Origin of the sequence: Dysgonomonas termitidis (assembly GCF_042654545.1) — a bacterium.
GTDB classification, from domain to species: Bacteria; Bacteroidota; Bacteroidia; order Bacteroidales; family Dysgonomonadaceae; genus Dysgonomonas; species Dysgonomonas termitidis.
On sequence record NZ_JBHSGN010000064.1, the window covers coordinates 200,703 to 216,879 of the forward strand.

Genomic DNA, 16,177 nt, shown 5'->3' on the forward strand with positions numbered 1-16,177 from the left:
CAGTTAATAGCTATCATGATGTAAACTCATCATTCATAACTTATAACTCATCATTTATATCATTCTTCTTTTGTTTTCTCTATAGCTTCTTTTTCCTTTTCATCATAAGGCGAACCGGACATACTTATTTTCTTTCGGTCTTCATCCCTGCCTTCGAGTACAAGCTCCTCGGTTTCAATTTTTACCTTTTTCAGATGAGTGGTATAGTTATTGACATTGATTACAGATGGCTTCTCAAACTTACGAGGGCCTTCCACAATCCAGTCTTCTACATTCTTATGTTCGAAACGGCATTCGTTGCAGATGAAATCCTCTACCTCATGCCATTCATCCTTGCGTGCAGTAACACGCTGAACGGTATCCCCAAACATCCATAATGTGACTTTACCCGAACATTTGGTGCAATGACGATGTGCATTGAACGGTTTGTTGAACCATACACGCGATTTGAAGCGGAATGTTTTATCAGTCAGTGCCCCTACAGGACATACGTCGATTACATTTCCCGAAAAGTCGTTATCAATTGCCCGCTCGATGTAAGTGGATATCTCTGCATGGTCGCCACGTCCGACTACACCATGAACACGTTCGGGGGTCAGTTGCTCGGCTAGTTTTACACAGCGGTAGCACAGAATACAACGGTTCATGTGCAATTGTATATACGGGCCGATATTTTCGGGTTCGAAAGTACGTTTTTCTTCTATGTAGCGCGATTTGAAGTTTCCGTTGCCATATGCGAGATTTTGCAGATCACATTCTCCGGCCTGGTCACAAACAGGACAGTCGAGCGGATGGTTGATTAACAGAAACTCGGTAACAGCCTGACGGGCTTCCAATGCACGTCGCGAATCGGCGCTCAGTACTTCCATTCCATCCTGTACGGCAGTAACGCACGATGGCTGAAGTTTTGGCATAGGACGGGGATCTCTCTCGCTGCCTTTGCTTATTTCCACTAAGCAGCAGCGGCATTTACCACCGCAATCTTCTAGTTTGGAATAATAACACATAGTAGGAGGAACGCTGGCTCCGCCAATCATGCGTGCAGCTTGCAGAACGGTAGTCCCTGCTTCGACCTCTATAGTATGTCCATCTATTGTAACTTTCATTTTCTTAGCTGTTAGCCTTTAGCTTATAGCTATTAGCATTTTTAGAATAATATAAATATATAATGACAATCCGTTTTGCTAACAGCTAAAGGCTACTGGCTAACGGCTTCAATAAATGACGAACTTTTTCCATCGGTTCATTCACAAAATGGTTCCTGTCCTTAATCTTTTCAGGGAAACGAACATGATATTCGAATTCTTCGCGGAAGTGACGTATCGCAGCAGCCACAGGCCATGATGCGGCATCACCCAGCGGGCATATTGTGTTCCCTTCTATTTTGCTTTGTATGCTCCACAGAAGGTCTATATCTTCTTCGCGGCCAAAACCGGTTTCGATACGGTGAAGTATTTTATCCATCCATCCTGTTCCTTCGCGGCAAGGAGAACATTGTCCGCAGCTTTCGTGGTGAAAAAAACGGGAGAAATTCCAAGTATTGCGAACGATACAGGCAGTATCGTTATAAACGATAAATCCTCCTGAGCCCAGTGACGAACCTGTTACAAATCCACCGTCGGAAAGAGATTCGTATGATAAGAGACGGTCTTCTCCGTTTGCTGTTTTGAATATGTATTGAGGAGGCAGAATCGGTACGGAACATCCGCCCGGGATAACAGCTTTGAGAGGACGGTCGTCCAGCATACCACCACAATATTCATCCGAATTGAAAAACTCGTCGACGGACATGCCCAATTCTATTTCGTATACTCCCGGATTTTTGATATGTCCCGAAGCTGACATTAGTTTTGTGCCGGTCGATCTGCCGACTCCGATTTTTGCATATTCTTCACCGCCATTATTTATGATCCATGAAACGGTAGAGATAGATTCTACGTTGTTTACTACAGTAGGTTCGTTCCAAAGTCCGCTTACAGCAGGGAACGGCGGTTTGATACGGGGATTTCCCCGTTTACCTTCGAGGGATTCTATCAACGCGGTTTCTTCTCCGCAGATGTAGGCTCCTGCACCGCAATGGACATAGAGGTCGAGGTCATATCCCGTACCTAATATATTTTTACCCAGCCAACCGTTGGCATAGGCTTCTTTTATAGCTTTTTCCAGGATCTTGAATATCCACATGTATTCTCCGCGGATATAGATATAGGAGAGATTCGCTTCCAGAGCGTAGCTGGAAACAATAGCACCTTCGATAAGTAAGTGAGGAATGTGGTGCATCAGAAAACGGTCTTTGAATGTACCCGGTTCCGATTCGTCGGCGTTTACTACCAGATGCCGCGGCTTTCCGGACTTTTTGTCGATAAAGCTCCACTTCATACCCATAGGGAAACCGGCTCCTCCGCGACCACGCATGCCTGAAGTCTTCACTTGTTCAACAACTTCGTCGGGAGTCATTGTTTTCAATGCTTTCTCTACAGATGCATAACCGCCGTTTTTGCGATAAACCTCGTATTCCTGTATTCCGGGAATATCTAATTTCTCAAATAATATCTTTCTAGCCATCGCAATTAATATAGATTTACTTTTCCGTCTTTACAATCTTCTATGAGGGTGTCTATCTTTTCCTTTGTCAGGTTTTCGTGATAGTTGTCTCCCAATTGAAGCATCGGGCCGTAGCCACATGCGCCGAGACACTCTACACCCACAACACTGAACATACCGTCGGGGGTAATTTCTCCCTGTTTAACCCCGAGTTTCCGGCAGGTATAGTCCATCAGGTCTTCTCCGCCCCGTAATCCGCAACAAGCGGTACGGCAGAATTCGAACATATATTTTGCTACCGGTTTCTGATTGAACATTGTATAGAATGTTACAACTTCATACACTTCGATAGGAGTTATTTCTAAAATTTCGGCTACTTTGTCCATGAGTTCGAGGCTCAACCAGTTGTCGTGAGCATCTTGTACAGCGTGAAGTACGGGAAGTAGCGCCGATTTCTTTTTGTCGGCAGGATAATGGCTCAATAGTTCATTGATGCGTGCCATCAATTCTTCCGACATATTTATTATTTGTTTGTAATCTCTTACTTGTTCCATTGTTTTTAGCTGTTAGCTGTTAGCCTTTAGCTATTAGCTCTTTTTATATTATTATATTCAATTGGCACATTGGCACATTCTCATATTGGCATATTCAGGCTATGCATCTAATTCTCCGGCAATAACATTAATACTTGAAAGTGTAGCTACCGCATCCGAAAACAGCCCTCCTTTTATCATTTCAGGAAATGCCTGATAATAGATAAAACATGGCCTGCGGAAATGAACCCTGTATGGTACACGTGAACCGTCTGTGACTATGTACACTCCCAATTCGCCGTTTGCCCCTTCTACCGAGTGGTACACTTCGGTAACCGGAACGGGAACTTCACCCATTACAATCTTAAAGTGTTGTATCAGTGCTTCCATTTCGGTATATACTTCTTCTTTCGGCGGAAGATAATAATCCGGTACATCAGCATGATACAGGCCTTCAGGCATATTGTCACGAGCCTGACGGATTATTTTCAGACTTTCTTTTATTTCAGCAGCGCGTACACACCAACGGTCGTAAGTGTCTCCCGACTCACCGACAGGAACTGTGAAATCGAAATCTTCGTATGAACTGTAAGGCTTTGCCACCCGTACATCATAATCGATGCCGGTGGCACGGAGATTAGGACCAGTGAAACCGTAATTCATTGCTTTTTCGGCCGAAATTGAGCCTACCCCCACGATACGATCCATAAATATGCGATTGCGAACGAAAAGCGCTTCCAGTTGCCCCCATGCCTTAGGGAAGCCTTCAAGGAATTCATCCAGTTTGCGCCATGCCGCCTCACTCCAGTCACGCTCAAAACCTCCGATACGCCCCATATTAGTAGTTAGGCGGGCTCCACAGATTTCTTCGTAGATTTCATACGCGAGCTCGCGGTATTTCATTACATACAGGAAAGGAGTATATGCGCCCAGATCGACACCTAATATAGAATTACATATAAGATGGTCTGTGATACGCGCCAGTTCCATTACTATGACACGCATATATTGCGCACGCTTGGGAACTTCCACTCCCAACGCTTTTTCTACTGTCATCCACCATGCCATGTTGTTGATGGGGGAGGAACAATAATTAAGCCGGTCGGTAAGTGTTGTGATCTGATAGAACGTCCTGCGTTCCGCAATCTTTTCAAAAGCACGATGGATATATCCGATCGTTGTATCTGCATCCAGAATGCGTTCGCCATCCATCAGCAGTATATTCTGGAATACACCATGAGTAGAAGGATGGGTAGGGCCGAAGTTTAATATATTCAACTCTCTTCCGTCATCGAACTTTTGTTCTCTTACTATTTTCGCAAAGCGATGTTCGGGATTTATTAGTTGGTCTGACATTTCCTTACTTTGCTTTATTTATTAGGTTCATAGTTGTTCGGTGTTCTACCGAAGAAACGGTCGTCTTTATCTGTACGGCCCGAATCTTCCAGAGGAAATTCTTTGCGCATAGGAAAGGAAACCATACCTTCGTCGTTCAGTATCCGTTTCAGGTTTGGATGTCCTTTGAATATGATGCCGTAAAAATCGTATGTTTCACGTTCCATCCAGTTGGCGGCAGCGAAAATTTCTACCATCGTATCCACTTCCGGTTTGTCTCCGTTCAGGTATGTCTTTATTCTTACCCTTACATTGTCTATCCAGTTGTGAAGCAGGTAAACTACTGCAAACCGGGAATCTTTATCATTGTCGGGATAATGTATAGCGCATAGGTCAGTCATGAAATTAAAGCGAAGCGTTTTGTCTTCTTTCATAAAACGGATTACGTCCTTAATAACAGCAGGTGTAGCTTCGAATACAAAAATATCGTGCTCCATTCTGAAGTTCAGGACCTCCGATCCGAACTTTTCACTTATCTTACTTTCAATAACTGTAGTTTCAAGTGCCATTATGCCGATTTATTCAAATTTATATGATTCAAGTAATTTATCGTATCTGTCCGAACCCCTGCGATGGATAGATTCATGTTTTACGAGCTCTTGTAACTGCATTACCCCATCCAGTATTTGTTCGGGGCGGGGCGGGCATCCGGGCACGTACACGTCCACCGGGATCACTTTGTCTATACCTTGGAGTACCGAGTATGTGTCGAATATACCGCCTGATGATGCGCAAGCGCCTACGGCGATAACCCATTTGGGCTCGGCCATCTGTTCATACACATGACGTAGGATAGGAGCCATCTTTTTAGATATGGTTCCCATTACTAACAGCATATCGGCCTGACGTGGAGAAAAACTATTCCGTTCGGCTCCGAACCGGCCCATGTCGTAGGTTGATGCCATTGTTGCCATAAACTCAATACCACAACAAGAAGTGGCAAAAGGCAGAGGCCATAATGAATTGGCTCGTGCCAGCCCAATGGCATAATCGAATTTTGTAGCAAAGAATCCATGCCCTGTGTATCCATCAGGAGCTGGTACTACATTTATATTAGAAGACTTGCTCATATTTCTTTTATATTAGAATCTTAAAACCTTATTTATCCCTCTCTCTTGTGATAACAACGATCATGGATAATGGTTCTGGATTATAACTTTATATATCTTCTTTTAGTTATTTTTCCCACTCTAAAGCTTTACGCTTCACTATATACAGATAACCTATAAGTAGTAATGCGATGAATCCGCCCATTTTCAATAAACCATCCCATCCGATAGCCTTGAAGTTTACAGCCCAAGGGTACATGAATACGATTTCTATATCGAATAGAACAAATAGTATCGCAACCAGAAAATACTTAATAGGGAAAGGTGAACGTGCGTTGCCTATCGGATCAAGGCCGCATTCGAAATTTGCCTGTTTTCGCGCATTTTTGCGTTTGGGCCCTAGCATATTCGATGCAAATACTGTAGCAAAGACAAATACGACAGAAAAAGCTATCTGCATCAATATGGGTAAAAAATCGTATAGATTTGAACTCATAATTTTCTTTTTAACATACTTTGTTTTACAGGACACAAAGATACTTTTTTTATTTATCAAAAAAGAACAAAATGGCTCATATATTTTATCAATATTGGTAATTAAATGCGCACTGGGACAAAAACATAGCATTTTGTTCAGTGCAGATTGCAAATTGCGTTTAAAGAGGTTTTTGATGGTGTGTTTTATAAGATGTGTCTATAATACATCTGATTCTATAGTTTTGTTTTATATCTTGCTTTTTCTTGTAATTGTTTTCGGTGCGTTTTATCTATAGAGTTGTTCCGGGTGTGATTCTCATATATCGGGTCTATTGGGACATAGATGGTTTTTATCAAATGTTAATTAAGATTTGAGCAGTAGTTTTCCGTTGCGTATAAGTATCTGAATATGTTTAATAACACATTTTCACAAATTAACTATTTTATTTACAAGTTTTTGTTTTGTTAAACATCACATTTTTAGAGTTTTAATATTTTATTGGTGTTTTGGAAGGTTTAAAATATCTAAATTGTTAATTAACACTTTGTGTTGCGTTTGTGTTATTTTCTCTTATACATTTGTATGTGAATGTGCTGAACCCTTAAATAAAAAGAACTATGATGTGTAAAATTAAAAAGAAAAGGATCAATCCTTTTGGACGGAATGTCCATGCTTTCATTTATCTTCTTACATTTTTCATGATGCTGAGTAGTGCTGTTTACTCACAAACAGGAAGTAAGATTACTGTAAAAGGTGTGGTTACTGATGCTACCGGAGAACCTTTGGCCGGAGCTACAGTATCGGAAAAAGGTACTACAAACGGAACAATGACGGGCGTTGATGGAGATTTTACTCTGTCTGTTGCTCCTAATGGAACATTAACTGTGACCTATGTGGGATTTCACTCAAAAGAAGTGGAGGTTGGCGGACAAACAACGATCAAAATCTCACTTGTCGAAGACTCAAAGGTACTTGATGAAGTAGTCGTTACAGCCTTGGGTATTAAACGTGACCGAAAATCTTTGGGGTATGCTTTGTCTGAGGTAAAAGGTGATCAATTGACAGAGACCAGAGATGCAAATATTGCTAATTCATTGTCGGGAAAAGTAGCTGGATTGCAGGTAAAACAGTCTGGTACAGGTCCTGCGGGTTCCAGTCGTATAGTGCTTCGTGGTAACAACTCAATTGGAGGAAATAATCAGCCATTAGTAGTTGTTGATGGTGTTCCGATTGATAGTTCTACTGGGGGCTCTGACGATTATTGGGGGAATAGAGCTGTTGATAAAGGTTCGGGTATGGCAGACATTTCACCTGACGATATTGAAACAATATCAGTTCTGAAAGGCCCTGCGGCGGCAGCTCTTTACGGATCCCGTGCAGGAAATGGCGTAATCATGATTACGACAAAAACCGGAGCAGGGAAGAAGGGTATTGGAATATCGGTCAATTCAAATCTGACGTTTGACTCTCCTATGGAATTACCTGAATACCAAAATGTCTATGGGCAGGGTTCTGGAAATAAATATGTTGCTAATGCGACTAGTAGCTGGGGAGAAAAGATGACAGGACAAACATTTAAAGATTTTGTAGGACGTGATATAGTATATTCTCCTTACGATAACAATCTCAAGGATTTTATAGAAACGGGTACTACATGGACTAACAGCTTGGAACTGACTAGTAGTTCGGATAAGAATACGATGCGTCTCGGGGTAATGAATATGTCTAACAAAGGTATTGTTCCTAATAGTTCTTTCAATAAGACATCATTTACCCTACGGGCTACATCTAAGCTCACAGACAAACTTTCAATGGATTCCAAGATCACCTATGTAACACAAAAAACTGATAATAGGATCAAATTGGGAGGTGACCCTGATAATGTCTTTAATAATTATTTGATGATGCCGCGCTCCGTACATTTCTCTGATCTTTCATATGGGACTAAGGGATATGTAGGAGAAGGTAAAGTCCTCAATCCGTATGGCTATCCGAAAGGGACAGTGAGTTCCAGTACCAAGACAGATATGACAGGAAAACCGATTTCATGGACGGATCAATACGGAGGATTGATTAGAAATCCGTATTGGGCCGCGTATAATAATACCAATAACGATCGAAAGAACCGTTTCATCGGGTTTGCATCTTTGAAATATGATATTACAGATTGGCTGAATATACAAGGCCGGTATGGAATGGATTTTTCCACAGCTAAATATATCATGAGACATGCTACCTACACTCCTTATTGGGAGTCATCAGGGGATTATATACTTAGTGATGATAATGGTTATGAATCGAATGCTGATTTTTTAATAACTCTCAATAAACAGCTCTCTGACAGACTTGGTTTGGTTGCAACAGCCGGAGGGAATATAATGTATGCCCGGGCGGAAAATATTTGGACACAGGCAAACGGCCTCTATATTGAGAATTTTTTCTCTATTGTAAACGGGTTGAATAAAGATGTTACAGAGTCTCTCTCTCGTAAACAAATTAATTCCCTTTATGCTACTGCATCTTTAGCTTGGGATAATATGTTATATTTAGACCTTACTGCCCGCAACGATTGGTCATCTACCTTAAATCCTGACAACAGGTCTTATTTTTATCCTTCGGTTGGCGGAAGTTGGCTATTTACCGAGACTCTCAAAAAGAGTAATTCTTTACCCGACTTCCTTAATTACGGTAAATTGCGACTATCCTATGCGCAGGTAGGAAATGATGCATCTCCTTATCAGCTTTATGACTATTATACGGTGCGTCTTCCTTTGGAAAATGGCGTGGCGAATCTTAACCCGACCAAGAGTGACACTAAAGCATTATATGATCTGAAGAATGAAACGGTCAACTCTTATGAACTTGGACTGGAATTAAAGGCCTTTCAGAATCGTTTAGGTCTGGATTTCGCATATTATAATAAAGAAGCGAAAAATCAGATTTTGAAAATGAATACTCCATCATCAACCGGATTTTCATATAAGTATGTTAATGCCGGAAATGTCAGAAACAGGGGGATAGAAATATTACTTACCGGCACGCCTGTACAGTCTAAAGACTTGACATGGGATGTCAGCCTGAATTTTTCCAAAAACAGTAATAAAATAGTAGAATTGGCAGAGGGTATTACTCAGCAGGTTTTGAGTGACCCTTCCTATAATGGATTGCTGAAAATAGTGGCTGAAGAAGGTGGTTCTTACGGCGATTTTTATGGCAAAGGCTACATGAGGCATGAAAACGGACAAATATTGATAGGTGCTGACGGCTTACCTATTATTGATAGTGACGAAAAGAAGTTAGGTAATGGAAATCCTAAATGGATGGCAGGGATAACCAATAGTCTGCGATATAGGGACTTTGATTTCTCATTCCAGATAGATATGAGATACGGAGGTAATGTATATATGGGCTCGATAAGATCCGGAGCAGCAGCTGGGACTCTAAAAATGACAGAAGCAGGACGTGAGTCCATGACTGTCCCGGGTGTATTGGCAGATGGTACTCCTAATAATATAACTACAACCGCCGAAAAATATTATGGTGTATTGAGCGGTATAAGCGAAGCATGGATATATGACGCCACAAATGTCAGATTGAGAGAACTAAGCGTTGGCTATAAGCTTCCACGTAAATTATTATCTAAGACCTTTATCCAAAGTGCGAAAATAAGTTTTGTTGGAAGGAACCTTTGGATGATATACAGCAAAACAGATGGCTTTGACCCTGAAGCTGGTTTCTCTACAGGTAATGCTCAAGGTTTTGAGTATGGAGCAATGCCGACTATGCGTAGTTTAGGATTTAATATAAATGTTACATTTTAAAGCCGGAATTCATGAAAACAAAAATAATATTACAATCTTTCATATTAAGCCTGATTTTACTCGGTTCAGGATGTACCACGGGTTTTGATGCCTTGAATGAGAATCCTAATGACCGTACAGACGAGCAATATGACTTTTCGAGAGCGTTGGTAGGAAGCCAGATTAGAAAAGGTGCTACTTACGAAGGCGCAGACGCACACCAACGCGTTAAAGCTTTAGGTATAGATGTCTTTGTCCAGTATGTTGGAGGAAACAGTACCGCCCGTGTTTGGACGCCTAACGATGATTGGCAATCCCTTTATTGGAAAAACCATTTCAACAACCAGCTTGCTGTGCTTAACACAGTAATCAGGGATGCTGACCTTTATGAAGGCAGGGAGAATACAAAGGCTATCGCACGTATATGGAGAGTCTATATTCAGACTATGTTTACTGACTATTTTGGGCCAGCTCCTTTCTCTTTAGATCCTGATGATCCAAATCCGGATTATATGAAACTTGATGAATTATATCCGGTTTTATTCACGGAATTAGATGATGCAGTCAAAGGATTTGATGATTCAAAACCTACTTTGGTTAGGGAAGACCCTGTTTATAAAGGAGATATACTTAAGTGGAAACGCTTTGCCAACACGCTTAGATTGAGGATGGCTATTAAACTGTCTGAAATTGCTCCTGATTTGTGCAAAACACAAGCATTAGCGGCTATTAATGCCGATGGTGGGATAATGCAACAGGGAGACGATGCCAAAATCGGTAGTTCTGCGGGTTGGGGGAATCAATATCCATATTACATGTATCAGGTAGGATGGAGTGATAGGCAAGTGATGATGGTATCGATGGAAAAAACACTGACAAATATAGGAGGAATGGATTATTCCGGTACAGCAACTACAGCTCCGGCCAAAGTAGATCCAAGGGGTAGCCGATATTTTGACCCTAGTCCAACTGATAATTTATGGAAAGGTCTGAAAGCGGGAATCAGGGTTGAGGTAGGAGATATGAGATCAAAAGTTTCAGCGATGAGTGTAACCTATGTAATACCAAACGATACGAAGAAAACCGATATTATGTTATATGTGGAAGCTTGTTTCCTCGCTGCCGAAGCAACAGAACGTTTTTCTGTAAATACTGGGAAAACAGCTCTTGAGTGGTATGAAGCCGGGGTAAGGGAGTCATTTAAAACATGGGGGTTGTCGGACGATAATGCGACTACATATCTGACTTCCGAAAGTAGGAATAGTTGGGGTACTTCGGCTAAATATAACAAATCGCAAGGGGCAGGAGATACGAATCTGGAAAAAATAATTACCCAGAAATATATAGCATTTTATCCGGACTTGTCGTTGCAAATATGGAATGATAAAAGACGATTGAATTTGCCGGCACTGGAAATCCCTGAATTCAGAGATAGTGGTGCGGGGACATATCCGGCAGATGATGATATTCACAATGCTAAAAATTATATCCAAAGGACAGTATATCCTCAAAGCGAAAAACTAATAAACGAGAAAAAATATAATGCAGGTGTAGCACAACTGAGAGACGGAGATAAAACATCTTCTCCACTTTGGTGGGCTTCAAAACAAGCCAACTATTGCACATCTGCAAATTAAGGAAAGTTTTACGCTTTACAACTACGATTTCAGGACCACTCGAAAGGGCGGTCTTGATTTTTATAGGCATACCGATATTCCAGGGATTCTTTACCTTTTTATATTGGTTTCTTTCTCAATAGGAGGCTATTACCGATAACCGTCACAGAACTTAATGCCATGACTATCCCTGCAAACAGCGGTTCTAAGAGAAAACCGTTTACAGGAAATAATATACCCGCTGCAACCGGTATCCCGATGGCATTGAAGATAAAAGCCCAGAACAGATTCTGGTGTATCGTTCTCGTTGTTATCTTCGACAGGTTTATTGTCTGTACCAGCTTATTCAGGTCTGATGAAACAACTGTAACCTGTGCCACTTCCATTGCTATATCGCTGCCTTTTCCCATAGCCACACTTACATCAGCCATTGCCAATGCGCCCACATCGTTGATGCCGTCTCCGGTCATTGCCACCGTCTCGCCTTGTTCTCTCAGAGCCTTTATAAATGCGGCTTTGCCTGCCGGTAAAGCTCCGGCCATTACATTTTCCGTATCTATTCCTGCTTTTCCGGCTGTCATATCGGCCGAGCGTTTACTGTCACCCGTGAGCATATACAATTTTAATCCGGCCCTTTTCATCCGGTCTATAGCACTTAGTGATGTCTCTTTTACGGCGTCGGTTATAGCTATGATCGCTAATAAAGCAGTTTCGCAGGCAAAAAGCACGATCGTATTCGACTTTTCGGTTTCCCTGTCTATCCACTTTTTTTCTTTATCCGAAATTTCAACCTGATATTCTTCCAGAAGTTTGGAGGTACCCACGTAATACTTGCGGCTAACGGTTTCCCCCATGAGTCCGCGTCCTGATAAAGAAGATACTTTCATATCAGGCTCTGCCCGCATATCGTCTCTTATATATGTTCTTACCGCATTGGCAAGCGGATGTTCCGAATAAGATTCGATTCTGTATAATATACCCTTCAATTCGGGTGTGGCTTCTGTCAGCCATTTCATATCCGTAACACGGAATATACCTTCGGTTATAGTTCCTGTTTTGTCCAGAACAACAGCTGTTAGTTTTTTTGCATTTTCGAGGGCTTCATCTCCTTTTATCAGGATGCCATTTGCGGCTCCGTTGTCTATCCCTGCCATGATAGCGGTCGGAGTTGCAAGTCCCAATGCGCACGGACAAGCCATGATCAATACTGCGATCATAGAGGAAAGACCTTGTGTAAAGCCATCGTCAGGGGAAAAAAGCAACCATGTGAAAAATGTTACAATGGCAGTGATCCCTATGATGGGAATAAATATGGATGAAACTTTGTCGACAGCTTTAATAACCGGGATACGGCTACTTTCACCATCCTGTACCATTTTTACAATTTGTCCGATCAGGGTATTCCGTCCTACCTTGTAAGCTTCGAAATAGAAGCTGTTGGCCTCATTGACAGTGCCGGCATACACTTTCTTTCCTTCATTTTTCTCCACGGGCATTGCTTCTCCGCTTATCATACTTTCGTTGATAAAAGAACCGCCCCGGGTTATTTTGCCATCTACTGCAATTCTTTCACCTGGTCTTACAAATATTTCATCTCCGATCCGGATATCTTTGATAGGGGTTTTTATTAGTTGTCCGTCTTTAAATACTGTGGCAGTACTTGGCTGTAGCCCTATCAGTTGTTTAATGGCGACAGTAATATTCCTTTTTGCCTTATACTCCAGGTATCGTCCCAATAGAACGAATGCGACAATTACCGCCGAAACTTCAAAATATACATATGCTTCCAGTCCTTTGCCTGCCCAGAAAGAAGGATAAAAAGTATTGAATACACTCACAATATAGGCTGTTCCTGTGCTTAAAGCCACCAGGGTGTCTACATTGGTAGTAAAATACCGGATTTGTTTCCATGCCTTAATGAAAAATTGCTTTCCGAAGATGATTACCACAGGTGTGGCCAGTACCCACATGATATAATTAGCATAATTTATTTTATTGAAAAGAATGACTATAACCAGCAAGGGAATGCAGAACAGCATCGCATAGATACAATTCTTTTTCAATCCGGACAGATTATGGTTGTATATATCTACAATATCTTCGCCGTCTATTATCTTTTCAATGTCTGATATGCTGAGAATATTTTCGGGATAGTTTGCCATGATTCTTTAATTAAGATTCATATAAATCAACATTATAAAGTTAAATAAAGTTTGGTATATATCTTCTAATCCTTCCGCTGATATTGATAATCTGTGTTTTGTGCTCAAAAAAGTAACAAAGGTAACAGATATATCAGTAAACAGTAATCAGTAAACAGTCATTAACCCGTAAGATGTAAAAAAAATGCGCCTTTGCGTCTTTGCGTGAAACAAAATAGGGCGCTAGCCAACCTGTAACTTGTAACTGCCCGCAGGGCGCAGAAATAACATTCGCCGAAGCGAAGGCGAGGCAAACTTGTAACTCTTAAAAAAGGTAACAAAGGTAACACTTTTTTACTTATTACTTTTTACCCTCATTGTAAGTCCGCCTTGGGAAAACAACGTTCGGCGGAGCCAATTGAGGGGGCCTGTCAACATTTCAAAGAACTATAAGCTTTTCCTGTATAGATAAATGAATTTCACATTTATAATTTATTGGGGTTTTATCCTTTTCGAAATCCAAAATGAAGAGAAGAAAAGCCTGATGAAGCCAATTTCTGAAAACTTGAATTATTTATTCTTTAATTCAAAAAAAACTTTGTACCTTTGCGCCGTTCTTTTTGAGTTATATATACAGACGTGGGAAAGTTTAGCTTATATAATATACCTCTCAGAGGTTTGTCGGAAGGAAAACATGAGTTCAGGTACGATTTGGACAAAAGTTTTTTCGCTCTGATCGACGACGGTACGGCCGACGTTAAAAAAGGCGATTTGAAAGTTGTGGTATCTTTGAAAAAGACCTCTGTTACTTTCGAATTGAATTTTGATATAACCGGTACAGTGCATGTCCCATGCGACAGATGTCTGGATGATATCTCGCTGGACGTAGATACAAAGAACAAACTGATCGTCAAATTCGGAAAGGAATACTCCGAAGAAAGTGACGAAATCGTAATTATACCGGAAGAAGACGGAGAGATTAATATTGCATGGTTCTTATATGAATTTATTGTATTGAGCCTGCCTGCCAAAAAGGTACATCCTCCGGGTACATGCAATAAAGCGATGTCTTCCAAGTTAAATAAACACAGGGCCAAGAGTGCGGATGATGATTTGGACGATGATTCGGATGATGATATCTCGCTGGACGATGACGATTCATTTACCGATTCGCGTTGGGATGGCCTCAAAGATGCCCCTGTCGACGAAGATTGAATACTATAATAGAAAATTGATTTTTCTAATTCAGATAAATAAAAATAACTAAATAAAACAAGAAAATGGCACATCCGAAGCGAAAACAGTCGAAATCAAGAACGGCTAAAAGAAGAACTCATGACAAAGCAGTAGCCCCTACATTAGCTGTATGTTCTAACTGTGGTTCTTGGCATGTATTTCACACAGTTTGTCCTGAGTGCGGATACTACAGAGGCAAATTAGCTATAGAAAAAGGAGCTGAAGTTTAATTCATATTTAACCGAGACTCCAGGCCCTGAAATAGGGCATTTTTTTTATTAAGTACTCACAAAACCAGAAAATAATAATGATTCGAGCCGCAATTACCGGTGTTGGTGCATATATCCCTAAGGATATCCTGACCAATGAAGAATTAGCGAAAATTGTTGATACTACCGACGAATGGATTATGTCGCGTGTAGGTATCAAGGAACGTCATGTATTAGGCAAAGGTCTCGGCACTTCTGTTATGGGGGCCGAAGCAGTGAAGGAGTTGTTGGAAAAAACGAATACGAAGCCCGAGGAGGTAGAGGTGATAATTTTTGCCACTACTACTCCCGACTTTATATTTCCGTCTACTGCAGCAATGACAGCCGAAGCATGTGGAATAAAGAATGCCTTAGGCTTCGATATACAGGCTGCATGTTCGGGCTTTATCTATGCATTGGAAATAGGGTCTAATTTCATTCGTTCGGGACAATACAAAAAAGTGGTTGTTGTGGCCGGAGACAAAATGACCGCGATAACCAATTATAAAGACCGTACCACCTGTCCTCTATTTGGTGACGCGGCAGGTGCTGTTATGCTGGAACCAACGGACGAAGAGGTAGGTATAATGGATTCTTCACTACATGTCGATGGTGTTGGTATACCGCATCTGCATATGCGTGGCGGAGGTTCGGTTTACCCCGCTTCACACGAAACGGTAGATAACGATATGCACTATGTATATCAGGAAGGCCAGGTTGTATTCAAGCATGCAGTGTCGCGTATGGCGGACGCTTCCGTAGAAATAATGGAACGCAATAATCTGTCGAAAGATGACGTGGCATGGCTTGTTCCTCATCAGGCGAATGTTCGTATTATTGAAGCCGTCGGTAACCGTATGGGCTTATCGGCCGATAAGGTGATGGTAAATATACAGAAATATGGCAATACCAGTTCGGGTACTATACCTGTATGCTTATATGAATGGGAATCGAAGCTGAAAAAAGGAGATAATGTTATCCTTGCAGCATTTGGAGCCGGATTCACATGGGGTGCCGTATATCTGAAATGGGCATATTGATCGAAAACCATAATATTAAAAAAGGACAACCCTTCGGTCAGGAGTGGTCGGAAGAAATATCTTCCGACTATTTTTTTATATAATCATTTGATATTAA

The 16,177-nt window shown here is 41.3% G+C and carries 13 protein-coding genes; 5 read left to right on the plus strand and 8 right to left on the minus strand.

All coding sequences use genetic code 11. The features are described from left to right. Nucleotides 1–59 precede the first annotated feature (59 nt). From ACFO6W_RS09975 to ACFO6W_RS10005, 7 genes are all read right to left on the minus strand, one after another. Entirely contained in the window at nucleotides 60–1,106 is a 1,047-nt protein-coding gene (locus tag ACFO6W_RS09975) for an NADH-quinone oxidoreductase subunit G (protein ID WP_379995889.1), read from the minus strand. A gap of 85 nt (nucleotides 1,107–1,191) precedes the next feature. Further along, a complete protein-coding gene (gene nuoF, locus ACFO6W_RS09980) occupies nucleotides 1,192–2,565 on the minus strand; it encodes an NADH-quinone oxidoreductase subunit NuoF (RefSeq protein ID WP_291107995.1) in 1,374 nt (457 codons plus the stop codon). A 5-nt stretch (nucleotides 2,566–2,570) separates the two neighbouring features. Continuing rightward, complete coding sequence (locus ACFO6W_RS09985) at nucleotides 2,571–3,098, minus strand: NADH-quinone oxidoreductase subunit NuoE family protein (RefSeq protein WP_379995891.1); 528 nt, start codon at nucleotides 3,096–3,098, stop codon at nucleotides 2,571–2,573. A 99-nt stretch (nucleotides 3,099–3,197) separates the two neighbouring features. Beyond that, a complete protein-coding gene (gene nuoD, locus ACFO6W_RS09990; RefSeq protein ID WP_379995893.1) occupies nucleotides 3,198–4,433 on the minus strand; it encodes an NADH dehydrogenase (quinone) subunit D in 1,236 nt (411 codons plus the stop codon). A gap of 14 nt (nucleotides 4,434–4,447) precedes the next feature. Next, entirely contained in the window at nucleotides 4,448–4,981 is a 534-nt protein-coding gene (locus ACFO6W_RS09995; protein WP_379995895.1) for an NADH-quinone oxidoreductase subunit C, read from the minus strand. A 9-nt stretch (nucleotides 4,982–4,990) separates the two neighbouring features. Beyond that, on the minus strand, nucleotides 4,991–5,542 hold the full coding sequence (locus ACFO6W_RS10000; RefSeq protein WP_379995897.1) for an NADH-quinone oxidoreductase subunit B: 552 nt from the start codon (nucleotides 5,540–5,542) through the stop codon (nucleotides 4,991–4,993). A 106-nt stretch (nucleotides 5,543–5,648) separates the two neighbouring features. Then, nucleotides 5,649–6,017 carry an NADH-quinone oxidoreductase subunit A gene (locus ACFO6W_RS10005; RefSeq protein WP_379995899.1) on the minus strand — a complete coding sequence of 123 codons (369 nt, stop codon included), beginning with the start codon at nucleotides 6,015–6,017 and terminating at the stop codon, nucleotides 5,649–5,651. Between the two features lie 599 nt (nucleotides 6,018–6,616). Here ACFO6W_RS10005 and ACFO6W_RS10010 point away from each other — a divergent pair. Both ACFO6W_RS10010 and ACFO6W_RS10015 read left to right on the plus strand, forming a co-directional pair. Continuing rightward, complete coding sequence (locus tag ACFO6W_RS10010; protein ID WP_379995901.1) at nucleotides 6,617–9,820, plus strand: SusC/RagA family TonB-linked outer membrane protein; 3,204 nt, start codon at nucleotides 6,617–6,619, stop codon at nucleotides 9,818–9,820. A gap of 11 nt (nucleotides 9,821–9,831) precedes the next feature. Next, nucleotides 9,832–11,436 (plus strand): SusD/RagB family nutrient-binding outer membrane lipoprotein, encoded by a 1,605-nt coding sequence (locus ACFO6W_RS10015; RefSeq protein WP_291108015.1) that lies wholly within the window; start codon nucleotides 9,832–9,834, stop codon nucleotides 11,434–11,436. 98 nt (nucleotides 11,437–11,534) lie between these two features. Here ACFO6W_RS10015 and ACFO6W_RS10020 read toward each other — a convergent pair whose 3' ends face one another. After that, complete coding sequence (locus ACFO6W_RS10020) at nucleotides 11,535–13,577, minus strand: copper-translocating P-type ATPase (RefSeq protein WP_379995903.1); 2,043 nt, start codon at nucleotides 13,575–13,577, stop codon at nucleotides 11,535–11,537. 618 nt (nucleotides 13,578–14,195) lie between these two features. Here ACFO6W_RS10020 and ACFO6W_RS10025 point away from each other — a divergent pair. The 3 genes from ACFO6W_RS10025 (at nucleotide 14,196) to ACFO6W_RS10035 (ending at nucleotide 16,080) form a co-directional block, all read left to right on the plus strand. Then, the gene (locus ACFO6W_RS10025; RefSeq protein ID WP_379995905.1) at nucleotides 14,196–14,771 is read left to right on the plus strand and encodes a YceD family protein; all 576 of its coding nucleotides are present in this window, start codon (nucleotides 14,196–14,198) and stop codon (nucleotides 14,769–14,771) included. Nucleotides 14,772–14,836: 65 nt separating this feature from the next. Further along, nucleotides 14,837–15,022, plus strand: a complete 186-nt coding sequence (gene rpmF, locus ACFO6W_RS10030; protein ID WP_379995907.1) for a 50S ribosomal protein L32 — start codon at nucleotides 14,837–14,839, stop codon at nucleotides 15,020–15,022. 77 nt (nucleotides 15,023–15,099) lie between these two features. Next, nucleotides 15,100–16,080: a beta-ketoacyl-ACP synthase III gene (locus ACFO6W_RS10035; protein ID WP_379995909.1), complete on the plus strand. Its 981-nt coding sequence runs from the start codon at nucleotides 15,100–15,102 to the stop codon at nucleotides 16,078–16,080. Nucleotides 16,081–16,177 lie beyond the last annotated feature (97 nt).